The organism is Gilliamella sp. B3783 (genome assembly GCF_026536125.1).
Lineage (GTDB): Bacteria > Pseudomonadota > Gammaproteobacteria > Enterobacterales > Orbaceae > Gilliamella.
Map to the genome: position 1 here is coordinate 142,375 of NZ_JAFNOU010000008.1, position 23,583 is coordinate 165,957.

The window sequence follows — 23,583 nt, forward strand, 5'->3', positions numbered from 1 at the left end:
TGACAGTATGAACTCAACTCGAAAAAGTTATTGGCTAGAAAAGACCCTAAATTACGGGGTATTTATCGCGTTTACTAACATATAATATCTTTTATCACTAAACTTTGGCGCGTTTTGATGAAATAATTTCGGTCTGTTGATAACCGTGATTAGTATAAACAACCGGATTATTAATGCTTTTTAGATAATCAATTGATTGTTGTGTTAAGTTCATACGTTTTTGAATAATCATGCCATTTTCACGATTAATTAGCGCTAATTGTTGTGTGGTATTGACAATAAATTGCCATTTATCAGCAAGCTTTGCTTTTTCACTATAAGGTGATTGGATATTATTCTGTTTGCTAAAATTTATGCGCTTTTCGTCGAGTAATTTTAACTCAATGAGTAGTTGGTTTTTTTGGTTAATAACTGCATTGAGTTGATTGATAGCACTATTTTCAATCAATATTTGCTGTTCATTGTTAAGAACGTCGGATAATGTTTGCAACATAATGATGACGTTATCTAAAATGTTGTCTAATTCTAACATTTTTATTTCCCTTCAGTTTTGAATTAGCTTTTAATATCTTCAATAGTTTGTTGAATTAACGCATCTGCAATTTTACTTGGATTAATCACTAAACTACCGTTGCTAATTGCCTGCTTTATTGTCTTTATTTTTTCGATATCAATATCGTTCTCACTGCACTGCAATTGTGCCATAACATGTTGACTTAACCTTAAGTCAGTGCAAGTGGTTGAATCATTTTTTTCTGGTACAGATGCCTTTGGATTTTTTTGTTGTTCATTGATTACCTCACGGCTGAGTAGTCCCGATATTGTTGTCACCAATTTAGTTGCATCTATACTCATAAAATACCTTTAATTGAAGTTCAAATTTAAATGATTTGTTTAATGTTATTATCGGCAAAAATTTGAAAATCATTAATTTTATTTATTGATTAATTATTATACCTTGCTCACTGACAATACCTTCAACAATCGTGCCTGTATTGAGTTTAACGTGAATATAATCACCCGAGGCACCATTAGCCAACGTTTTACCTTTAGTTGCCACTAAATAACCATCTCCATTGATGATCACTTTAACCTGTTGTCCGGCTTTAACCTGCCAGTGTCTTTTAATCATTGAAGTTTTTATGGGTTCTTGTGGATCGATATGCCGTATTGCAATATGGTTAATAATTTGGCTTTTATCTAAAATGATTGTGGCCGGGAGTTTGTCTAATTGACCTGATTGCTCTGTTATGTGTTGTTCTGTAATTTTGGTGTCGGCATTTATTGCTTGATTGGCAACAATATAACTGCCAACCACATCGACATAGAGTTGGATATATTTGGTTTGATTTTTACATTTTGCACTCAGGGTAAGGTTGCCCCATAGTTTATTTTTACTTAGTAATTTTAATGTTGGTTTACGGCAGTTTAAATCAGGTTGAGCGGCTAGATAACGAATCGCAATATGATCGATTTTTTTATCTTGCAATTGTTCCAAAATAAAATGATGGATCTGATTATCAAGTACATCAGCAAACGATGTTTTCCAGCCTAATAGTATAAAAATGCAAAATATCAATCTAATAAAAAATGTCATAGTTACTTGTTTTTAAAATTATTTATGGTCGAATTTTACTGTATGCGTAAATGGTTTGAATGTTGAAATAAGGACAATTTTTGGTGTTATTTGTACGATGATTTTTTTTTGATTCACTTAAAATTCAAAACATCAATAAAGGTGAGATGATTTTTATGCTGAATAAATTAGATACATTTGTGAATTTTCATCAACAAGCATTAAATATACGTGAAACACGTCAACAGATTTTAGCTGCAAATATTGCTAACAGTGATACGCCGCATTATCAGGCTAGAGATATTGATTTTAATGCTGAATTAAACAAAGCACTGAATAATCAAAATAATATTAATGGCGTAAAACTGCAAGTGACTAACAAAAATCATATTGCAATTCAATCACCTATAACAACGAATACCAATCTTCTTTATCGTATTGCTTATCAAGCTTCGGCTGATGGGAATACTGTCGAAATGGATCAAGAGCGCACGGAATTTATCGACAACACGATTCATTATCAAAGCAATTTAACCTTTTTAGGTGAACAATTTAAGAATGTAATGTCAGTATTACAGCAAGGATAACAATAGATATGAGTTTCTCTATTTTTTCAATTTCAGCTTCAGCCTTAATGGCGCAAACGCAGCGGATGAATGTCAGTGCCAGTAACCTTGCTAATGCTGACAGTGTGACCAGTACTTCAGGTCAAGCTTATCGCGCTAAACAGGTGGTGTTTAGTGTTGATCATCAGGGCTATCAAAATCACATTGCTGGTGTAAAAGTTACCCAAGTTATTGATGATCCAACTCCGATGAATTTAGTTTACGAACCCCATCATCCACTGGCTGATGAGCAAGGTTATATTCAAAAACCTAATGTTGATATTGTCGGTGAAATGGTTAACACGATTTCGGCTTCGCGCAGTTATCAGGCAAATGTAGAAGTCATTAATACGGTAAAAAGTTTAATGTTAAAAACACTGACCTTAGGACAGTAGTAAGGAGTCATTTATGGGAGTGTCTAACGTACCGGTTTCGGAATCATCAACGATAAAAAGCCCACAATCCATGCAAAAAAGTGCAGCGGAAGCAAATTCAAGTAAAGAGTTGCAAGATAACTTTTTAACGCTGCTTATTGCTCAAATGAAGAATCAAGATCCAACTAATCCAATGGATAACAGCCAATTAACTTCGCAGCTGGCTCAAATTAATACCTTAGCTGGCATTGAAAGGTTAAACACAACATTAGGGGTAGTATCTGGTCAAATTGACGACAGTCTTTCTGTTAATGCCAGTAACCTGATTGGTAAAGGTGTGATGGTGCCCGGTAATAAAATTTTGGTTGCTACCTCAGAACAAGATGAGAGCGGTGGTGAGCGCGAAACCATTACTACCCCATTTGGTTTTGAATTAGCCCGTGATGCGGATTCTGTTGTTATTACCATTAAAGATGAAAATGGAAATGTGGTACGTGAAGTTGATTTAGGTTCGATTTCCGCTGGGGTGAGCTCTTTTACTTGGGATGGTGAACTTAATGATGGAACAACAGCCCCGGATGGCAGTTATACCTTTACCGTTAAGGCGACAAGCGATGGGCAAAGTGTATCGTCAACGTCACTATCTTATTCTGTCGTTTATGGCGTTATAAATAGTCAAGTGAATAATAAAGTCTTACTTGATTTAGGCATACTTGGTTCAATTAGTATTGACGAAGTTCGTCAAATTCTTTAGGGAGATAAAGTTTATATGGGATTTTCTCAAGCAATTAGCGGTATGAATGCCGCATCAAAACAGTTAGATGTTATTGGTAATAATATTGCTAACTCTGCAACAGTAGGCTTTAAAAGTGCGAGTATTTCATTTGCCGATATTTATGCTGGCTCAAAAGTCGGTATGGGCGTGAAAGTGGCGGCTGTTATGCAAAATTTTAATGATGGCACCGCAACTTCAACCAATAATAGTTTAGATGTTGCTATCTCGGGGAATGGTTTTTTTCGTTTAGTGGATAGTAGTGGTCAAGTTTACTATACCCGTAATGGGCAATTTCAATTAGATGCTGAGCGCAATATTATTTCTGCTGATGGTTTGCAATTAACGGGTTATCTGGCATCAGGTACACCGCCCAAAGTACAACAAGGTAGTGCGCCTGGACCTCTTAAAATTTCGCAAGAAATGTTAAATGCATCAGCGACAACCAAGGCATCGTTACAAACCAATTTAAATTCAAACAGCAAAATACCTGAAAAACAACCTGTCAATGCGCTTGATGCTGATACGTTCAATTATTCCACAACTGTTACTACTTATGATTCATTGGGTAATCAACGTAATGTTCAGCTTTTTTATGTCAAAACTGCCGACAATCAATGGGATGTGCATTATATCGATGGTAGTGATCCGAGCAGTAATTTACAAAAAATTGGGCAGATGGAGTTTGATTCCTCGGGAAAACTCATTAGCAATCCTGAAATGACGATTAATATTAAAGGACTTAACGGATCTGCTGATAATACCTTTACTTTATCATTAGCCAATAGCTCGCAACAAAATATGGGTAAGGAAGTTGGCAGCATCAAAACACCTGTGGTCGATGGTTATGCACCGGGGGATTTAGTCGGTTACAGTATTAGTGATGATGGTTCGATTTATGGTATCTATTCTAATCAACAAACGATGTTACTGGGTCAAATTGCGATGGCTGATTTTGCCAATGTCAATGGATTGGAATCAGCCGGCAACAATAACTGGCGCTCAACCATTAATTCTGGTGCTGAAGTGCTCGGTATTGCAAATTCGGGGACTTTAGGTGCATTAACCAGTGGCGCAGTTGAGTCATCAAATGTCGATATGAGTCAAGAATTGGTCAATATGATTGTTGCTCAACGTAACTATCAATCTAATTCACAAACAATTAAGACTCAAGATCAGATCTTAAATACACTAGTGAATCTTCGTTGATATAAAGGTTATTTATGGATCGCGTTATTTATACTGCTATGTCAGCAGCAAGTCAGACACTTCATCAGCAATCTATTACTGCCAATAATCTTGCTAATGTATCGACAGTAGGATTTCGAGCACAGCTAACAGCGATGAAAGCTGTTCCTATCATTGGCAATGATAGACCAACAAGGACTATGGTTACCGCGACAACACCAACCTTTGATTCGCAAATGGGTACATTTAATTATACCGGACGTGATTTAGATGTTGCATTGGCAAAAGATCATTGGTTGGCGGTGCAACTACCTGATGGTAGCGAAGCATACACGCGCAATGGCGCTATCGAGATTGATGAAAATGGCACGCTTAATGTGCAAGGTTATCCATTACTCGGTGATAATGATGTATTAACTGTGCCCCAAGGTTCACAAGTTACTATTAGTTCTGATGGAACCTTATCGGCTTTGGGGGCGGGTGACCAGCCAACGACAATTGCGCAAGTGGGTAAAATAAAAAAAGTACAGCTTGAACGTAATGAAATTGTACGGGGTGATAATGGCTTGTTCCAATTAACACAAGCAACACGCGATACCCGAGGCGCGGTTATGCAAGATAACCCTAATACTAAATTGATGTTAGGGGTTTTAGAGGGCAGTAATGTTAATCCGGTTGCTGCTATGGTTAATTTAATTAGCCACTCGCGTCAATTTGAAATGCAGATGAAAGAGATTATGACTGCTGACGAAAATGCACAAAAAGCCAATCAAATTTTATCATTAACTTAAAAGGAATAGGAAAAACAACCATGATTAAATCATTATGGATAGCCAAAACAGGCTTAACTGCCCAGCAAATGAATATGGATATTATTTCTAATAATTTGGCTAACGTTAGTACCGGTGGATTCAAACGGCAACGGGCTGTTTTTGAAGATTTGCTTTATCAAACTATCCGCCAGCCAGGTGCACAATCTTCAGAGCAAACCACCTTACCTTCTGGATTACAAATTGGTACAGGAGTAAGACCGGTTGCAACTGAACGTATTCATAGTCAAGGTAATTTAGAATTAACTGACAATAGCAGTGATATTGCTATTAATGGGCAAGGTTTCTTTCAAGTTTTAATGCCCGATGGCACGCAAGCTTATACGCGCAGTGGTGCTTTTCAAGTCAATCAAAATGGGCAGCTAGTGACCGCAGCCGGTTATGAAATTCAGCCAACAATTAATATTCCATCAAACGCAATTAAAATGACCGTAGGTCGTGATGGCGTTGTCAATGTCACGTTAGCTAATCAATCAACACAAGTACAAGTCGGGCAGTTAACATTACATACTTTTATTAATGATACTGGGCTTGAAAGTGTTGGTGAAAACCTTTACCTCGAAACCGAAAGTTCTGGTGCACCAACTGAAAACACACCAGGGTTAAATGGCGCAGGTTTGTTATATCAAGGTTATATAGAAACATCGAATGTCAACGTTGCTGAAGAATTAGTTAACATGATTCAAGTACAACGAGCTTATGAAATTAATAGTAAAGCTATTTCGGCTTCGGACCAAATGCTACAACGATTAAATCAACTCTAAACAGTAATCATGCGATGAACATAATGCGATATCTTGGTATTTTAACCGTATTTCTTTTGTTGGGTTGTGCCCAATTACCTAAAAAACCTTTAGTTGAAGGCGAAACAAGCATTGAACCAATGCTGCCCGTAATAGGTAATTCAACCGGTTCGATTTATCAGTCTTCACAACCCACTAGTTTTGGTTATCAACCGATGTTTGAAGATCGTCGACCTCGTAACATTGGTGATGTGTTAACTATAGTGTTACAAGAAAATGTAAGCGCCAGTAAAAGTTCATCAATCAATGCGGGACGAAACGGTTCAACTGATTTAAGTGTCAAAGCTGTGCCGCAATTTCTTGATGGTCTAATTGGACGTGGCAAAGTTGATACTGATATTTCTGGTGCAAATGATTTTAAAGGGTCTGGCGGGGCGAATGCAAAAAACACCTTTAGCGGCACGATTACAGTGACGGTTCAAGATGTCATGGTCAATGGTAATTTAAAAGTCATTGGTGAAAAACAAATAGCTATAAATCAAGGCACCGAGTTTATTCGATTTTCAGGTGTGGTTAATCCAAGAACTATTAGTGGCAACAATACGGTTATTTCAACACAAGTTGCTGATGCGCGTATTGAGTATGTCGGTAATGGTTACATTGACGAGGCCCAAACCATGGGTTGGTTGCAGCGTCTATTTTTTAATTTTTCTCCATTTTAATGAGTAGTGTTATGCTGAAAAATTTGCGTTTTATTCTCTGTTTTAGTTTGACAATGATCGCAGGTATGCCACTGAGTCATGCTGAGCGTATACGTGATTTAGTCTCTATTCAAGGTGTCAGAGAAAATGCTTTAGTGGGTTATGGTTTGGTTGTGGGGCTTGATGGTACTGGCGACCAAACATCGCAAACTCCATTTACTATTCAAAGTATCACTAACATGCTTTCTCAACTCGGTATTACGGTGCCATCGGGCAGCAACATGCAGCTTAAAAATGTGGCTGCGGTGATGGTAACAGCAAAATTGCCTTCTTACGCCCGAGTGGGACAGCAAATTGATGTGGTGGTGTCCTCACTGGGTAATGCTAAAAGCTTACGAGGCGGAACATTGATTATGACGCCGTTAAAAGGGGCAGATAATCAAGTTTATGCCATTGCACAGGGCAATCTTTTTGTTGGCGGCATGGGCGCAAACAGTAAAAATAGCAGTGTGAGTATTAATCAAATGTCAGGCGCAACCATTCCAAATGGTGCGACAATTGAACGCGAATTGGCAACGCGATTAGATGAACAAAATACAATGTATTTGCATCTAAACCATTTTGATTTTACCCAAGCGTTGAAAATTGCTGATGCGATTAATAAGTTACAAAAAAATACAGCAGTCGCTTTAGATGGGACTACTGTTAGCCTATCTATGCCCAAAGACAGCCAAGCAAGGGTGAAATTTTTATCACAAATTCAAAATTTAGAAATTGGTGTGACGCCAATCTCAGCTAAAGTGGTGATAAATACGCGAACCGGTGTTGTGGTGATGAATCAAAAAGTAAAATTAGATAATTGTGCAGTCGCACATGGTAACTTATCTGTTGTGGTCAATAATAAACTAAAAGTCAGTCAACCCAACACGCCATTAGCAGGCGGTGCAACTGCTATTATCCCTGATGATCAAGTCAGTATAACGCAAGATGGTGGGGCACTACATAATCTCGCTTCAGGTACAGATTTGAAACATGTGATTAATTCGCTAAATGTATTAGGCGCCACCCCAACCGAATTGATGTCAATACTTGAAGCATTAAAAACCGCAGGCTGTTTGCATGCAGCATTAGAAACAATTTAAATTTAAAAATTGAAGATGAATAATAAAATTGGCCAGAGTTTTAACCGTTTTGCTTATGATTTATCGAGTTTGCATCATTTAAAACGAAATGTGACAACCGGTGCAAATGATAGTATCAAACAAGTTGCCGAACAATTTGAAACACTTTTTATTAATATGATGATGCAATCAATGCGTAAGGCTGTACCAGAAGGGGGATTATTTACTAGTGCAGCCACTCAGCTGTTTACCTCGATGTTTGATCAGCAAATAGCACAACAATCTGCAGGTAAAGGATTGGGATTAGCCAATATGCTCACTCAACAATTAACCAAGTCTTCACCTGATGCAGCCAAGATTAACATGCAGTCTAATAGCAATAATAAACATCCTAATTTAAAATTGGCTCAATCTTTATTTTCTGAAAATACTTCGCATCTTTCACCTCAAGCATTAGGGCAAATGCTGTATCATCAACATAAGGCAGACAATGCATCACAACTTAAGTCAAATGAGTTAGCTTTTGACACTACGCGCCAAGATCTTGATGCTGATCATGTTACAACCTTCGTGCAACAGTGGCTTAAACCCGCTAAGCAAGCATCGGGGATTTCTGGTATTCCTTATGAAGTTATAATTGCACAAGCAGCATTAGAAACGGGCTGGGGGCAAAAGGAAATTAAAACAGCAGATAATCTCACCAGTCACAATTACTTTGGGATTAAAGCGACGCCTGCCTGGAAAGGTAGTTCAACGCGCTTAACCACTCAAGAATTTGTGAATAATCGGATGATAAAAATTCAGGATGAATTTAAAGTTTATAACAGTAAACAACATGCATTGACTGATTATCTCAATTTATTAACCAAAAGTCCTCGTTATCGTGCTGTGGTTAATGCGCCTGATGCTCGCTCAGCTGCCAAAGCATTACAAGCGGCAAATTATGCTACCGATCCAAACTATAGTGATAAACTAATTCAAATTATTGGTCGTATTGAGCAAATTGCAGCAACAATACCATCGATATCCACCCGTGGTTTTAAACAAATTGCTTTTAACTAAGCGCACCTTAGTTATTGACGCGAGTTGCTATAATCAAAAAGGCGGGTAAACCCGCTTTTAATTTTTGAGATAGATCTTACTGATGATTGCAACAAGTATCATCGCGATAAACTAATTCAAATTATTGGTCGTATTGAGCAAATTGCAGCAACAATACCATCAATATCCACCCGTGGTTTTAAACAAATCGCTTTTAACTAAGCGCACCTTAGTTATTGACGCGAGTTGCTATAATCAAAAAGGCGGATAAACCCGCCTTTAATTTTTAGAGATGTCTTACTGATGATTGCAACAAGTATCATCGCGATAAGCTAATTCAAATTATTGGTCGTATTGAGCAAATTGCAGCAACAATACCATCGATATCCACCCGTGGTTTTAAACAAATTGCTTTTAACTAAGCGCACTTTGGTTGTTGGCGCGAGTTGCTATAATCAAAAAGGCGGGTAAACCCGCCTTTAATTTTTAGAGATGTCTTACTGATGATGATTGCAACAAAAGTACAACTATTAAAAATAGTTAATTACTTCATTTGAAATAAAGACATACTTTGCATATTCATAAAAGTATATTGCGCAGCTTGTAAATTTGCCTGTAACATTACATAATCTGAAATTGCTTCATACCAGTCGACATCTTCAATTTGACTGATTTGGGTTTCAAATTCAATATCTAAGCTGTCACCTAAAGCCGATAATCTTTCTACTTCTGCTAATACTGTTCCGCCAGCCGCTCTTAAAGTTGATATGTTATCAAAAGCATTATCAATCCCTAAACTTGCTTGAGTTAATCCTGCTCGAAATTGCTTAATGGCATCTTCATCGTTATTGTCTAATTTCATATTTAACGCATCAAGCGCATAATCTAGGCTGGCAAAGATATCGCTTGGTGCATCAGGTTGGTTTGGATTGGCGCCACTCATAAAGGTTTGTGCACCGGTAAAACTAAGTGAAACTTCGCGCGTGTCATCAATCAAAACGTTAATTTGTGATGTTCCACCCACATAATTGACTTTACCTGCTTCATCAACAACAAATGGTGGTGTGTCGTTTTTGTTACCGGCAAATAAATAATTACCATTGGTATCTTTAGCATTGGCTAATGAAATAAGTTGATCTTTTAAACCTTGTAATTTGTTGGCAAGATCTTGGCGGTTTTCGTCATTTAATGTTTCGTTTCCGGCATAAACTAACGTTTCTTGAATAGTTTGAATGACGGTATTAACTTCTTTTAAAATCGTATCTTGTCGGCTTAATGATTTATCAACACTTTCGCGTGCTGCTTGGAATTGATCGTTCTTCGACTGTGCTTGTTTAAGGATCAGTGCTTGTGATGCCCCCATCGGATCATCTGAAGGTGTTAAAATTTTCTTACCTGTTGCTAAATGTAATCCAGATTTTTGCCATTTATTGTTAGTATTTAAGATACTATTTAAATTTTTTTGATACATTGAATTAGTACTAATTCGCATTATTAAACCCTTTTATCAATTAGCCAAACCTAAGATGGTATCGAATAGTGTTGTTGCAGCATCAATTACTTTTGCATTAGCTTGATAATACTGCATATAAACCTGCATCGAAATATACTCTTCTTCAATATTAACCCCTGATATAGATTGATTTTGCTCATAAATCTGATCTGTAATATTTTGGTTGGATTGCAGAGAAATTTTGGCGGTATGCGTTTCACTGCCAATATAACTTACTAAGGTGTTGTAAGCACTGTTTAATGTTTTGGTGCCATTAATTAATTTTTCATTTTGTATCTCTAAAAATTTTGCCACATTACGATTGTCACCAGTACCGTTTTCGTCATCGGCAAGCCCAGTAGCAAGTTGATTAACATCTTTTACCAACAATTGTAATGATGAAGCAATATTAGCAACAGGTTTAAGCATAAACGAATCGCCATTAACTGGTGTACCAGTGATTTTTATTGATAAACCATCAAAGTTTAATGCACCATTCTCAACTTGAGGCGTGATTTGCTGATTGTCAGATAATCGCGTTACTATCCAATCACTACCATTAAATTCGATTTTATAATCAGACGCTTTAACATCCTTAACTGATTGATAATCAATGGTTACCGTGGCATTTCCCTGATTTTTAATATTGGCGATACTGCTAGGCGCATTGTAATCAAATAATTTTTCGCCAGCATTACCATTGATATCAACACCTGACATATGGACTTGATTAAATCTTTCAGCCAAATTTAATGCAATTAAACCTAATTGATTACGTGCTTCTAGGAGTGGTCCATCACGAGAAGTTAATAATCCATTTAATCGGCCTGATGTGATATGTTGACTTGTGAGTTCTTGAGTCGCACCAGAAGGATGAGTGTAAATAATTGTATTTAAAGAAGGGTCATCTGTTGAAGGTTGTACTGATAGTTGATTAACTGATGCACCTTGTACTAAATTTAAGCCATTACTAAGCGAAATATTATATTGACCATTTTGTTCGGTGACAGTGATGCCGATAATTTCACTTAATTCATTGACTAGCTGATCGCGTTCATCAAGCAGCGCATTAGGTTGGTTTGCTTCACCCACAGCCTGTAGTTTTGAAATTTTTTGATTTAGTTCTGCAATTTGTTTGGTATAAGCGTTGATTTGATTAACGTTATTGCTTAGTTCAGTATTAATATTGGCAATTTGATTTTTTAAATTTAATTCGGTTTTATTAAATTGATTTACTAGTGAAGTGAGATCGCTAATCACCGTTTGCTTAGTTGCAGCGTCAGCGGCATTTGATGAAAGTTTATTTAAGCTAGAAAATAAATTATTGAGTTGTGATGCAATACTATTTTCATTTTCAGCTAATAAATTATCCACTTTAGATAATTCATTGTAATACGCTTTTATTGAACCATTTTGTGACTGTGCTTGGCGTAATTGTCCAACAACAAATCCATTAAAGGCTCGATTAACAGCACTGACGCACACACCATTACCAACAAAACCAAAACCATATTTAGTACTATTTGCTTGGCTTAAAATTTGTTGTTGACGATTATAACCCGTAGTATGTGCATTACTGATATTATTGCTTATAACATTAAGCATATTTTGTGCTGCATTTAATCCACTAATACCAGTATTCATCAATGAATTTGACATAAAAACTCCCAAATATAGTGTTAGTTAGTCACGCAATAATTAACTAAACGAATATTGTCTATATCGGATTAATTGCTAAAAACTTTAATTATTTTTTGCAAAATTAAACAACGCTGATTTTTGGTAAAACTTTTTATGCTGCATTATTCGGATTGAATTTTTTGTGATTGTTTTAAAAAATCAATGCCAGTCATATTATTTTCATCTTCAATATATTGTTGTGCTGATTTATTTAAGATTAAAATACTGATACGACGATTGGCATCATTACTGTAATTGGGTTTATTTAAGCTTACGGTATCAGCCAATCCAATAATACGAATAATTTTGTTTGAATCTAAGCCACCAGCAATCAGTTCTCTTCTTGATGAGTTTGCTCTGTCAGCTGATAACTCCCAATTACTATAACCCCGATCACCTGTGATATACTGGCGTTCATCGGTATGACCCGATAGCGTAATTTTGTTAGGTAGTGAATTAATGATTGGTGCTAATGCATTTAAAATTTCTTGCATATTAGGGTGAATCACAGCACTGCCGACATCAAACATGGGCTTATCATCGCTAGCCAAAATTTGGATTCGTAACCCCATTTCAGTCAATTCTATAATTAAATTTGCCGCTAATTTTTTAAGTCGTGGATCGAGTTCAAATACTTCATTAATTTTGCGTGCGGTTTCGATTAACTGTAATTTTTCAACCTGTTTTTTCTCAGAATCAGTCAGGTCTTGATGCAAGGTGGTATTGTTTTCTTCCCCTATTTTTTTGTGAAAATCATCGCCACCGCCAGGTATTGGACTTTCACTATCACTGAGGTTTTTTCCGCCATTTTGCCCCAGTATTAAAGGGGTTCTAAAATATTCAGCAATGCCTTGTAATTCTTGAGGGCTAGCTTTAGCAATTAACCACATGACTAAAAATAGTGCCATCATAGCGGTCATAAAGTCGGCATAGGCGATTTTCCAAGAACCACCATGATGCCCACCACTATGCCCAGATTTTTTTTTAGAGATAATTATTTTTACTGAGTTGTTTTTCATTGTTCACTGTTTTCTGTTTGCTGAGTATTTTTTTCTTTGATTTCTTGTAGGTATTTTTCTAATTCAAAGAAAGAAGGTCTTTCATGAGAAAATATGGTTTTACGTCCAAATTCAATACAAATTTGAGGGGCATAGTCATGCATACTTGCAATTAATATCACTTTGACACATTCCAAGATTTTTACACTGTCGGCGTTTTTTTGTCTTAAAAGTGCAGCTAAAGGTGAAACAAAACCGTAGGCGAGTAATATACCTAAAAACGTTCCTACCATCGCGTGAGCAATTAATTCTCCTAATTCGCTTGCCGGTCTGTCAGCTTGTGCTAACGTATTAATAACCCCCATAACGGCTGCAACGATACCAAATGCGGGTAAGCCATCGCCTACACTTGAAATGGCATCGACTGGTTTTTCTAATTCATGTAACTTGGTTTCAATTTCTTCATTCATTAATGCTTCAATTTCGTATACTTCCATGTTGCCACTAATCATTAATCGCAAATAATCTGTTATAAAATCACAGATTTGAGGATTTGCTAAAATAAGTGGATAAGCTTTAAATAGTTCACTTTCTTTCGGGTTATCAATATCAGCCTCGATAGATAATCCCCCATTTTGGCGAACTTTAGTTAAAATGGTGTACATTAAATTAATCAGAGTTAAGTACAATGTTTTATTATATTTTGATGTCTTAAATAATTGACCTAACGATTTAAGTGTAGCGATAATGATTTTTTTTTCGTTACTGACAATAAACGCACCGATAGCGGTTCCGCCGATAATTAGAAATTCTAACGGTTGAAAAAGTACGGCTAAATACCCTCCACTAAGTACATACCCAACTAGGGCAGAAGCGATAACAACGATATATCCTACAATGATGAGCATTGGCTTTCCTTTTTCTCCATAAACTGATCGTGATTAACTATGCTTATTTTTTTATAATGTTGATTTAAGCTGTCATTTGTTTTGCAATAATCGAATTAAAACCATTGGGTATTGATAATACTTGTAAGCATTTTGCATGGTTTTCTTTCTGTGTTTTGTTATTTTTTTCTGCCCTTGACGGTGGTTGGCATAAACTACAAATAAAACTATTATGCGGTTGATAAGCATGGGTAATAAATCGCCCTTTACATGCTTTGCAGCATGATTGTTGCATTACATTGCTTTCAACAAATTTGACTAAGATCCACGCTCTGGTAAGTCCTAAAACTGGCTCTTCATTATAAGACGGACATTGCTCTAAATACAGTTGGTAGGCTTTTAGAATTGATTGAATGCCGGGTTTGGTACCATGTTTCACCAAAAAGTGATAAGCATTATAAAAAATACTAGAGTGAATATTGGGTTCCCATGTCATAAACCAGGTGGTCGAAAAGGGTAATAATCCTTTAGGCGGTGGACAACCTTGGATCTCTTTATATAATTTGATTAATTTACCACGACTTAAGTTGGTTTCGCTTTCCAGCATTTGAATTCTAGCACCTAACGAAATTAGTCGAATGGCCAGTTGAACTTCCTTATATTTTTGAATAATACTTGTGCATCTCATCCTAATTTCCTATTACTTATTGATTGAATCTAATAGTAAACTAGATAAAAGAATTCCCGTATGCATCTGCTTAATGTCACTCACACGAGATTCTTCGGTTAGTTTTTTCATCATTTCTGAATTTTCAAAACGTAATTTAAATGTTAATTGGTTGGTTTCAGACAACACTAACATTTGAGAAGCACTGAGATTACTAAGCATGTCTGCTGTTTCTTCATCAATACCTAGTCGATACATCGCCATTACTTTATCTTTTTCAAGCATGCGTTGACTTAGTAGTAATGTTGAAAGATTCAAATGATGTATGCATTTAAGAATATCGTCATCTAATATATTACCCAATTTAATCACCAATCCCTATTCAGTAAAATTCGCATTAAAAAGTGCGAAATAAATAAATTTTTATTAGAAATATTTTTTTATGCTTAAAATTACATTTTTAAACGAAAAAAATCAATAAAAAAATAATTTCAATTTATTTTCGATTAATTAAATTTTATTTAGCTCTTTTTTATAAGCTAATTTTACTTTGTATTCTTTTTATTGCTTGGCTGTGTAATTGGCTGACTCGTGACTCACTAATATCCATAATTTTACCAATCTCTTTTAAATTGAGCTCTTCCTGATAGTAAAGCGCCAACACCATTTTTTCTTTTTCTGGCAGTTTTTCTATTTGTTCAATAATGATATTACGCATTTCATCGTTAATGATGTTGGAAAAAGGCGTGTTATCATCTTGATAGTCAATCATCGCATCCAAACTGTCACCAAGTTTTTTTTGTATTTCGTCGTAAGAATATAGTTGGCTATAATTGGAATCTAATAATATTTTTCGATATTCGCTTAGAGATAATTGTAAGTAATTGGCAATTTGTTGATCAGTTGGTGCAACACCTAACTGCTGTTCAAGTTGATGAATTGCCTGAGTGACATCTTTAATTTTTTTGCGTGTTTGTCTAGGTAGCCAATCTCGACTACGTAACTCATCTAACATGGCGCCTTTGATTCGCGGGATGGCGAAGGTTGTAAACGTATTACCTTGTGATGCATCATAACGTTTTATTGTGTCTAATAAACCGATATAACCAACTTGTAATAAATCATCAAGCTCTACTGTTGTAGGTAAACGTACTGCTAATTTTAGTGCTTCATTACGAACCAAATGAGTATATTTTTGCCAATCAGCTTCATTCATTACACCTTGTGAGTTATAAAGCTTATCATTCATTTTATGAACCAATGTAAAAAATGCCTGATGGTATTATGGTGATAATCGGTTAATTTAATGGCGAGAATAGCGTAATAAATAATAGGTATTTGGCATTATTAGCAATAACGGAAATTAAACCGTTATTGCTAAGTTCAAAATTAGAGTAACCAGAAAAATTTAGATAAAAAACTTATTGTAATAAAGATAGTACTGATTGTGGTACTTGGTTAGCTTGTGCTAATACAGATGTACCTGCTTGTTGTAAAATTTGACCGCGCGTCATATTAGATACTTCGGTTGCATAATCAGCATCTTCAATTCGGCTACGTGCAGAACTTAAGTTATTTACTGTGTTATTGATGTTATTCACAGTTGATTCAAAACGGTTTTGTACCGCACCAAGCTCACCACGTAATGCATCAATTTTTGATAATGCTGCATCAAGTGTTTTTAATGGATCTGCTGTTGGTGTGTTTGATACATTGAAAGCGGCTAGACCTAATTCTGTACTATCAATTTTTTTCAAATTGATTTCAATGGTTTCGCCGTCATTTGCGCCAACTTGGATTTTTAGTGATTTATCTGCTGACAATACTTTAGAACCATTGAAATCAGTTTGTTTAGATACACGGTCGATCTCTTCTAAACGTTGATCGATTTCGTTTTGGATTGACTCTAAATCGCTTTGAGAGTTAGTGCCGTTTGCTGCTTGAACGGTTAATTCACGAATACGTTGTACGTTGTTATTAATTTCGTTTAATGCACCTTCAGTTGTTTGCGCAAGTGAGATACCATCATTTGCATTACGTGCAGCTTGAGTTAAACCTTTAATGTTTGAAGAAAAACGGTTAGCGATAGCTTGACCTGCTGCGTCATCTTTAGCGCTGTTAATACGCATACCAGATGAAAGACGTTCAATAGCTGTGCCAAGCACACTTTGTGAATTGTTAAGGTTATTTTTTGCCATTAAAGACATCGTATTAGTATTAATTACTTGTGCCATTTTTATCTCCTTTAATATTATTAGTAAAATCAACGTGATACTGATTATTAATTCAATATTCTTGCTGACAGATAATGTATCGGTAGTAAAAAAAGAAACTTTAATTTTTTTCTACATTATGGTTGATTTTACTCAGTTTTAATGGCGATTTTTGTTAGGTAAATTGATATAAATCATTTAATTAAATTATTTTTTATGTTTTATAAAAACGCACCGTTTTTATTATGTCTCGATAAAATTTCAAACCTGATTAAACTTTTTAGTAAGTTAGCCGATATAAAACTTATCGAATAATTGTTATAGGTTGATCAGATAATGGCAATGAGTGTGTTAGGTATCGGTTCAGGAATCGATCTTAATGAAGTTTTAAATCAATTAGAGTCTGTTGAAAAAACACGTTTAACTCCAATTAAATCACAACAAAAAGCGGTTAATGCCAAAATTAGTGGATTTGGTAAGTTAAAAAGTGCATTAACGGCATTTAATTCAGCCACCGAAAAATTGCAGAAAAAAGATTTATTTCAAAGCAAACTCGCAACTGGCAATGATAGTTATTTTACAGCTAAAGTAAATAGTCAGGCACAATCGGGTAATTATGCTGTGAGCGTTGAGCAATTAGCGACTTCGCATAGCGTTGCAACAACGTCAATTAATGATAAAAATATGAGTCTAGGAAGTGATAGTGAAAGCCGCACAATGACCATTAAGCAAGCTAATGGTAGTGAACTCAATATTGTGTTATCTAAAGATGAAACCTCGCTTGAGTCAATTGCTAATGCAATTAATCACGCCAAAGTAACGAATGCTGATGGTAGTACGAGTGAATCGACGATGAATGCAGCCGTTGTTCGTTCAGGTACAGGAAGTTATCAGTTAGTTATCACCGCTAAAGAGACCGGTGAACAACAGACTATTACGTCCATTTCGTCAGATGATGAGCAGTTAAATAACATAATTGGCTTTGACTATAATCAAAAAGATAATGCTAATATGACTGAAGTTTGCCAAGCGCAAGATGCTAAGTTTACTTTTAATGGTATTGCCATTACCAGTGCTTCAAATACCGTTAAAGATGTGGTTGCGGGTATTGATATTACGTTAAAGGCAACGACTACAACTAGCGAAAATTTAACCATAACGGCTGATAACGAAAAAGCTGAAGAAGCTATTAAACAGTGGGTTGAAGCATTTAACCAATTACAATCAACCATATCGAGCTTGACTAAATTTACCGCAAAAGAGGCCAATTCCGAAGAGTTAGATAGTAATAATGGACCGCTTATTGGTGATTCTACTTTACGTAATATCGATCAAAGTATTCGTTCAATTTTTGCAAAAGGGCAGGCTGGGGAGTTTTCGGTTTTAGCACAAATTGGTGTGAATATGGATAATAATGGTTCATTAACGATTAACCAAAATCAATTACAAAAAGTACTGAGTGAGAATAGTGAAGCTGTTGCTGAGTTGTTTATTGGTGATGGTCAAAATAGCGGTATCGCTAATGAGGTTTTCGCTAAGATTAGTGGATTTATTGATAATGACGGTATGATTGATTCAGCAACGAATGGTTTAAATTCGACATTAAAATCATTAGATAAGCGTTATGAACAAGTGAATAACTCAATTGAACAAACTGTTGAACGCTATCGAGTGCAATTTACTAAGTTGGATGTTTTAATCAGCTCGTTAGATAGCATGAGTAACTATTTATCTACTCAATTTGACATGATGGCCAATTTAAAAAAATAGGAATACCCGATGTATAAAGTTGGTTCTGATGCTTATCAGCAAGTTAGTTTAGAAACAAAAGTTAGCCAGGCGTCCCCACATCAATTGATTGTATTACTGTTTGATGGTGCACTTAATGCTATTCGCTTGGCCAGTTTACACATTGAACGAGGCAATATTGCGGGTAAAGGCGCAGCAATTTCAAAAGCCATTAATATAATTGATAATGGGTTGAAAAGTTGTTTAGACCTAGAACAAGGTGGCGAAATTGCTGAAAATTTAGATCGTTTATATCACTATATGACTCAACAATTGGTGCTAGCAAATTTACATAATGATAGGCAAAAATTACAAACTTGCTTTGATTTGCTTAATAATATTGCTGAATCTTGGCGCGAAATTGCGAGATAAAAAGGAATGGAATGTGAAAACATCTTTATTAGAACAATATGAACAACTTAATTATGTCACTGAACAAATGCTTATCAATGCGCGTGATGAAAATTGGGATTTATTGTTAACTTGGCAAGCTAAATATCACCAATTAACGAAAGCGATTATGCAAGTCGATGATCTCACTGCTGTTGATAAAATACCTTTAAAACAGCAAGATATATTTAGTATGTATATTAAAAATATTCATAGCTATCAACAGCAAATTAGCCAATTAATTATTTATCGTCATGCTCAATTAAAAGAGTTAATTGGCGAACAAGTCGATTATCAAACAAAGCTTGATAGCTATCAAAAAATTGCAAGTTTAATCTAATTTGTCTTATTAGCTTTAGTTTTATTAATAAAATACGGTTAAATATAACTATGTTGAGCAAAATAGTTATATTGTTGGCTAGTGATTTTTGGTTATGATAAGTGGTATCGCAATCACTTATCAGATGTTTGAATCTTGTTTAGCACTGCTTACAACCGTTTATAGCAATATGACAAGCTGTGAGTAATGCTAAACCTGCAAATTGAAGATAGCATAGACAATAACAGTATTTAAACATTCATGTTCATGATTTCTTGATAGGCAGCAACGAGTTTATTACGTACTTGAATACCAAATTGAAGTGAAACCGAAGATTTTTGCATATTAACCATCACTTCATTTAACGTGATGTTGGGCTTTCCTTGTTCAAAAGCTTGTGCTTGATTATGGGCCTGAATTTGTGTTTGGCTAATGTGATCGAGTGCCATTTTTAATGCCGCAGTAAAATCAGATTGTGCGCTCTTTGCTTGGTTGTTTATTGTGGCGTTGGTTTGATTAAAATCAACTAGAAAGGTGTTATTAATTGTATTTAGCGTGTTCATGGCGTTAAAAGTCATCTCTTCTTAACTTGCTCAATATGTGATTGAATTTAACATACAACCTTAAATCTAAATGCCACAAGTAAGGGGTAAAGCATTTGCTTTTTTAGCTATTGATTTTTTTAAATGGATTGATAATAAACTCTAGAACAAATCTAATTAGTTTAGCATTAGGGTTTTTATGGATAGCCAAACTGTCGGTAACAAAGGCGAATCAATATTGAGCAAGTTACCATTTATCAATCAATTTAAACAAAATCGTAAAATGCTGCTGCTTGTTGCTGGCGTGGTTGTGCTTGCTATTAGTAGTATCGCCTATTTATGGCTAAAAGACGATAATTATGGGGTTTTGTTTAGCCAGTTGAGCGATAAAGATGGCGGCGAAATTATTAGCCAACTCGATAAGATGAATATTCCTTATCAGTTTTCATCTTCAGGATCGACTATCTTAATTCCTGCTGATAAAGTTTATGACACGCGCTTACGTATTGCCCAGCAAGGCTTACCTAAAGGTGGTGCTGTTGGTTTTGAATTACTCGACAAAGACAGCTTTGGTATGAGTCAATTTAATGAACAGATTAATTATCAACGCGCATTAGAAGGTGAACTGTCAAGAACCATTTCAATTATTAGTAGTGTGGATGATGCAAGAGTGCATTTAGCGATGCCTAAGCCCTCTTTATTTGTACGTGAAAGAAAATTTCCTTCCGCGTCTGTAGCATTAACATTATTACCTGGACGCTCATTATCACAAGGGCAAATTGATGCTATTGTTCATTTAATTTCAAGCAGTGTACCGGAATTACAAGCAGAAAAAGTCACAATTATTGACCAGCAAGGTCATTTATTAACGGGTGAAAAATTTCGCGACGGTAACGTCAATGTCGCGCAGTTAGAATACAGTCAAAAAGTAGAAGATACCATTCGAGAGCGGGTCGAAAAAATCATTACACCGGTGTTAGGTAAACAAAATATTATGGTGCAAGTTAATGCTGATATTGATTATAGCCGGCAAGAAGCAACATCTGAAACCTTCGATCCCAATAGTGATGCTGCTCAGCAAACCCTACGTAGTAAGCATCAAGTGGAGAATCGTCAGTTAGCAGCAAACGATAACACCGGTGGTGTGCCGGGCGCTTTGTCAAACCAACCTATGCCAACACCGAGTGCGCCCATAGATGAGAATCCAGACTCAAAATCAAAAGACGATAAGAAAAAAATTTATAATTTACAATCAAATAATACGTTAAATTTTGAAGTAAATAGACAAATCGTGCACAGTAAAATCCCAGAAGGGCGTATTAAACGATTGTCAGTCGCTGTGCTGGTTAATTATAAATTTATGGCTCAACAATTGGATCAATCTCAATTACAAGAGCAATCAGACAATGCCAAGGAACCAGCACCACAGTGGGTGAAATTAGATAAAGATGAACTGGATAATATTGAAGCATTAGCGCGTCAAGCAATGGGATTTTCTGATTCACGCGGTGATACGTTGACGGTTGCAAATTTAAAATTTACCGATCAAGCACTCGAAACGGATGATAGCTTGCCATTTTGGCGAACACATGAGTTTTATGATGTGCTAAAAACAGTAATTAAATATCTTGTTTATGTTTTAGTGTTATGGTTTGTTTGGCGCAAAATGTTACGTGCTTTATGGATTAAATTACAACGCCAGCTCTTTAATGTGAATCATGCTTCAACTGATACTAAATTATCGGGTGAGGATAAGTTAGATTATAAGGCGCATAGTAAACAGCAGCAGAAGATATTTGAAGATAATATGCAGCAGCAACAATATATTCGCAAAATTGTCGAGAAAGATCCTCGGGTCATGGCGTTAATTATACGTGGTTGGATAAGTAAGGCGGACACAAATCCATGAATTTAAGTTTAAGTGAATCTCAAAAAGCAGCAACTGTGTTAATGGTGTTAGGTGAAGAGCTTGCCGCTAATGTTATGCAATACCTTAATCCTAAAGAGGTACAGCAAATTAGTAGTGCCATGATGTCGTTACCACAACTTTCTCAAGAACAGTTGAAAGACATCTTAAATGAATGTCAAAAAACACTCGAAGAGTGTGCTGTACTTAATACTGATACCAATGGTTATTTACGTTCAATTCTCGAAAAATCAATTGGTACTGAAAAAGCCGATCGGTTACTTGATGAGTTGTTAGAGGTCGATTTAGAAGAGGCGAAAGACGGACTTGAGATGCTTAATTTTGTCGATGCGGCCAGAGCGGTTGATTTAGTTAAAAAAGAACATCCACAAATTATTGCTACAATTTTAGTTCATTTAAATCGAGACTTAGCTGCCGAAATTTTAAATTTATTTGATGATGAATTACGTAATGATGTCATGCTTCGAATCGCAACATTTGGCGGGGTTGAGCCGTCGGCACTTCAGGTTTTATCTGCCTCATTATCGACGTTATTACATGGTCAAAATATTAAACTTAATAACCTGGGTGGTATTCGTACTGCGGCTGAAATTATTAACTTGATGAAATCACAACAAGAAGAATTGGTGATCAATTCCTTACGTGATTATGACAGTGAACTTGCACAGAAAATTATTGATGAAATGTTCTTGTTCGAAAATCTGGTTGAAGTCGATGATAGAAGTATCCAACGTCTACTTAAAGAGGTGGATAATGAAACATTGATTATTGCCTTAAAAGGCGCATCAGTGGCATTACGTGACAAGCTATTAAGTAATATGTCACAGCGTGCAGCTTCGATTTTACGTGAGGATTTAGAAAATAGACCACCAGTGCGCTTATCTCAAGTCGAAACAGAACAGAAGAAAATTTTGGTTATTGCGCGCAAATTGGCTGAAAGTGGTGAAATGATTTTAAGTAGCGGTGATGACGAATATGTATAATCGAACCAATACCCTGAGTTGGGAACCATTAAGTTTTCAGGATTTAACGTTAGTTAAGTCGCAAAAGTTAACCAAAAAGAAAATAACTAAACATGCTGATAAGGTTGAGCCCAAGCCAGAGCCTAAAGTTATTGAAGTCGACAACAGTGTTATTGAACAACAATTAGCCATTATCAAGCAACAAGCAAAAGAGCAAGCTTATCAAGAGGGATTTAATTTAGGTAAAGAAGAAGGGTTTAATATAGGTCAACAAGCAGGTTATGAGCAGGGGTATGCCATTGGTCAGCAAGAAGGCAAAGCGGCAATTGAACAGCAGCTTAATGCAGAAAAATTAAAAGCAGTAGAGACAATAACTAATTTAGTTAGCCATTTTCACGCCGCTATCAATCAAATAGATGATTTAATTGTTCCTCAATTGTTGGATCTAGCCTTAGTTGCGGCACAAAAAACGGTCGGGACAATATCTAAAGTTAAACAAAAACAGTTAATGCATACCATTAAGACCTTAATTGACGAAGGTTCGATGATAATTAAGTCAGCTTCTTTGCATCTGCATCCCGATGATCTGTTATGGATTGAACCATTATTACAAGATGAAATTAAACAATATCATTGGCAATTAGTTGCAGATACGAATGTTGAATTAGGTGACTGTAAAATATGGACCGATACTAATCAAGTCGATGCTAGCAATGCTTGTCATTGGCAAATGATGGCCGATTGTATACAAGGAGAGAATCTGTAGC

General features: G+C 35.8%; 27 protein-coding genes. 15 read left to right on the forward strand and 12 right to left on the reverse strand.

From position 1 onward, the window contains the following. Nucleotides 1–97: 97 nt before the first annotated feature. The 3 genes from J3U59_RS09585 to flgA form a co-directional block, all read right to left on the reverse strand. Nucleotides 98–532 carry a flagella synthesis protein FlgN gene (locus J3U59_RS09585; RefSeq protein ID WP_267334070.1) on the reverse strand — a complete coding sequence of 145 codons (435 nt, stop codon included), beginning with the start codon at nt 530–532 and terminating at the stop codon, nt 98–100. 23 nt (nt 533–555) lie between these two features. Continuing rightward, entirely contained in the window at nt 556–855 is a 300-nt protein-coding gene (gene flgM, locus J3U59_RS09590; protein ID WP_267334071.1) for a flagellar biosynthesis anti-sigma factor FlgM, read from the reverse strand. Between the two features lie 82 nt (nt 856–937). Next, nucleotides 938–1,597 carry a flagellar basal body P-ring formation chaperone FlgA gene (flgA, locus tag J3U59_RS09595; RefSeq protein WP_267334072.1) on the reverse strand — a complete coding sequence of 220 codons (660 nt, stop codon included), beginning with the start codon at nt 1,595–1,597 and terminating at the stop codon, nt 938–940. 155 nt (nt 1,598–1,752) lie between these two features. On the opposite strand from flgA, the gene flgB reads away from it, so the two are divergent. From flgB to flgJ, 9 genes are read left to right on the forward strand one after another with little or no spacing between them, the layout of a single operon-like run. After that, nucleotides 1,753–2,163, forward strand: coding sequence for a flagellar basal body rod protein FlgB (flgB, locus tag J3U59_RS09600; protein WP_065633081.1), 411 nt, complete (start codon nt 1,753–1,755; stop codon nt 2,161–2,163). Between the two features lie 8 nt (nt 2,164–2,171). Beyond that, nucleotides 2,172–2,576 (forward strand): flagellar basal body rod protein FlgC, encoded by a 405-nt coding sequence (gene flgC, locus J3U59_RS09605; RefSeq protein WP_065633067.1) that lies wholly within the window; start codon nt 2,172–2,174, stop codon nt 2,574–2,576. Between the two features lie 13 nt (nt 2,577–2,589). After that, complete coding sequence (gene flgD, locus J3U59_RS09610) at nt 2,590–3,309, forward strand: flagellar hook assembly protein FlgD (protein WP_081297424.1); 720 nt, start codon at nt 2,590–2,592, stop codon at nt 3,307–3,309. Nucleotides 3,310–3,324: 15 nt separating this feature from the next. After that, nucleotides 3,325–4,536: a flagellar hook protein FlgE gene (gene flgE, locus J3U59_RS09615; protein ID WP_267334073.1), complete on the forward strand. Its 1,212-nt coding sequence runs from the start codon at nt 3,325–3,327 to the stop codon at nt 4,534–4,536. Nucleotides 4,537–4,550: 14 nt separating this feature from the next. After that, entirely contained in the window at nt 4,551–5,306 is a 756-nt protein-coding gene (locus J3U59_RS09620) for a flagellar basal body rod protein FlgF (RefSeq protein ID WP_267334074.1), read from the forward strand. Nucleotides 5,307–5,326: 20 nt separating this feature from the next. After that, complete coding sequence (gene flgG / locus J3U59_RS09625; protein ID WP_065633064.1) at nt 5,327–6,109, forward strand: flagellar basal-body rod protein FlgG; 783 nt, start codon at nt 5,327–5,329, stop codon at nt 6,107–6,109. Between the two features lie 14 nt (nt 6,110–6,123). Beyond that, nucleotides 6,124–6,810: a flagellar basal body L-ring protein FlgH gene (locus J3U59_RS09630; RefSeq protein WP_065799319.1), complete on the forward strand. Its 687-nt coding sequence runs from the start codon at nt 6,124–6,126 to the stop codon at nt 6,808–6,810. Between the two features lie 11 nt (nt 6,811–6,821). Next, on the forward strand, nt 6,822–7,931 hold the full coding sequence (locus J3U59_RS09635) for a flagellar basal body P-ring protein FlgI (RefSeq protein ID WP_323849470.1): 1,110 nt from the start codon (nt 6,822–6,824) through the stop codon (nt 7,929–7,931). Nucleotides 7,932–7,946: 15 nt separating this feature from the next. Next, complete coding sequence (gene flgJ / locus J3U59_RS09640; RefSeq protein WP_267334075.1) at nt 7,947–8,972, forward strand: flagellar assembly peptidoglycan hydrolase FlgJ; 1,026 nt, start codon at nt 7,947–7,949, stop codon at nt 8,970–8,972. 523 nt (nt 8,973–9,495) lie between these two features. Here the strand turns inward: flgJ and flgL are convergent. From flgL to J3U59_RS09680, 8 genes are all read right to left on the reverse strand, one after another. After that, a complete protein-coding gene (flgL, locus tag J3U59_RS09645; RefSeq protein ID WP_267334076.1) occupies nt 9,496–10,443 on the reverse strand; it encodes a flagellar hook-associated protein FlgL in 948 nt (315 codons plus the stop codon). 15 nt (nt 10,444–10,458) lie between these two features. Continuing rightward, on the reverse strand, nt 10,459–12,102 hold the full coding sequence (gene flgK / locus J3U59_RS09650) for a flagellar hook-associated protein FlgK (protein WP_267334077.1): 1,644 nt from the start codon (nt 12,100–12,102) through the stop codon (nt 10,459–10,461). A 143-nt stretch (nt 12,103–12,245) separates the two neighbouring features. After that, nucleotides 12,246–13,142 carry a flagellar motor protein MotB gene (motB, locus tag J3U59_RS09655; protein WP_267334078.1) on the reverse strand — a complete coding sequence of 299 codons (897 nt, stop codon included), beginning with the start codon at nt 13,140–13,142 and terminating at the stop codon, nt 12,246–12,248. Further along, entirely contained in the window at nt 13,139–14,029 is an 891-nt protein-coding gene (gene motA, locus J3U59_RS09660) for a flagellar motor stator protein MotA (RefSeq protein ID WP_267334079.1), read from the reverse strand. The genes motB and motA overlap by 4 nt, the downstream gene beginning before the upstream one ends. A gap of 64 nt (nt 14,030–14,093) precedes the next feature. Then, nucleotides 14,094–14,696 carry a flagellar transcriptional regulator FlhC gene (flhC, locus tag J3U59_RS09665; RefSeq protein WP_267334080.1) on the reverse strand — a complete coding sequence of 201 codons (603 nt, stop codon included), beginning with the start codon at nt 14,694–14,696 and terminating at the stop codon, nt 14,094–14,096. A gap of 12 nt (nt 14,697–14,708) precedes the next feature. Next, a complete protein-coding gene (gene flhD / locus J3U59_RS09670) occupies nt 14,709–15,029 on the reverse strand; it encodes a flagellar transcriptional regulator FlhD (protein WP_141671490.1) in 321 nt (106 codons plus the stop codon). A gap of 178 nt (nt 15,030–15,207) precedes the next feature. After that, the gene (locus J3U59_RS09675) at nt 15,208–15,924 is read right to left on the reverse strand and encodes an RNA polymerase sigma factor FliA (protein ID WP_267334081.1); all 717 of its coding nucleotides are present in this window, start codon (nt 15,922–15,924) and stop codon (nt 15,208–15,210) included. Between the two features lie 172 nt (nt 15,925–16,096). Further along, nucleotides 16,097–16,909, reverse strand: a complete 813-nt coding sequence (locus J3U59_RS09680) for a flagellin (RefSeq protein WP_267334082.1) — start codon at nt 16,907–16,909, stop codon at nt 16,097–16,099. Between the two features lie 315 nt (nt 16,910–17,224). On the opposite strand from J3U59_RS09680, the gene fliD reads away from it, so the two are divergent. Genes fliD through J3U59_RS09695 form a run of 3 tightly spaced genes read left to right on the forward strand, consistent with a single transcriptional unit; the run spans nt 17,225 to nt 19,406 of the window. Continuing rightward, on the forward strand, nt 17,225–18,658 hold the full coding sequence (gene fliD, locus J3U59_RS09685) for a flagellar filament capping protein FliD (protein ID WP_267334083.1): 1,434 nt from the start codon (nt 17,225–17,227) through the stop codon (nt 18,656–18,658). 9 nt (nt 18,659–18,667) lie between these two features. Then, nucleotides 18,668–19,048: a flagellar export chaperone FliS gene (fliS, locus tag J3U59_RS09690; RefSeq protein WP_267334084.1), complete on the forward strand. Its 381-nt coding sequence runs from the start codon at nt 18,668–18,670 to the stop codon at nt 19,046–19,048. A 13-nt stretch (nt 19,049–19,061) separates the two neighbouring features. After that, on the forward strand, nt 19,062–19,406 hold the full coding sequence (locus J3U59_RS09695; RefSeq protein ID WP_267334085.1) for a hypothetical protein: 345 nt from the start codon (nt 19,062–19,064) through the stop codon (nt 19,404–19,406). Between the two features lie 230 nt (nt 19,407–19,636). Here J3U59_RS09695 and fliE read toward each other — a convergent pair whose 3' ends face one another. Beyond that, nucleotides 19,637–19,963: a flagellar hook-basal body complex protein FliE gene (gene fliE, locus J3U59_RS09700; protein WP_267334086.1), complete on the reverse strand. Its 327-nt coding sequence runs from the start codon at nt 19,961–19,963 to the stop codon at nt 19,637–19,639. 163 nt (nt 19,964–20,126) lie between these two features. Here fliE and fliF point away from each other — a divergent pair, with 163 nt between their 5' ends. Genes fliF through J3U59_RS09715 form a run of 3 tightly spaced genes read left to right on the forward strand, consistent with a single transcriptional unit; the run spans nt 20,127 to nt 23,582 of the window. Next, the gene (gene fliF / locus J3U59_RS09705; protein ID WP_267334087.1) at nt 20,127–21,836 is read left to right on the forward strand and encodes a flagellar basal-body MS-ring/collar protein FliF; all 1,710 of its coding nucleotides are present in this window, start codon (nt 20,127–20,129) and stop codon (nt 21,834–21,836) included. Next, nucleotides 21,833–22,837, forward strand: a complete 1,005-nt coding sequence (gene fliG / locus J3U59_RS09710; protein WP_267334088.1) for a flagellar motor switch protein FliG — start codon at nt 21,833–21,835, stop codon at nt 22,835–22,837. Before fliF ends, fliG begins: the two co-directional genes overlap by 4 nt. Further along, complete coding sequence (locus J3U59_RS09715) at nt 22,830–23,582, forward strand: flagellar assembly protein FliH (RefSeq protein WP_267334089.1); 753 nt, start codon at nt 22,830–22,832, stop codon at nt 23,580–23,582. The genes fliG and J3U59_RS09715 overlap by 8 nt, the downstream gene beginning before the upstream one ends. Nucleotide 23,583 lies beyond the last annotated feature (1 nt).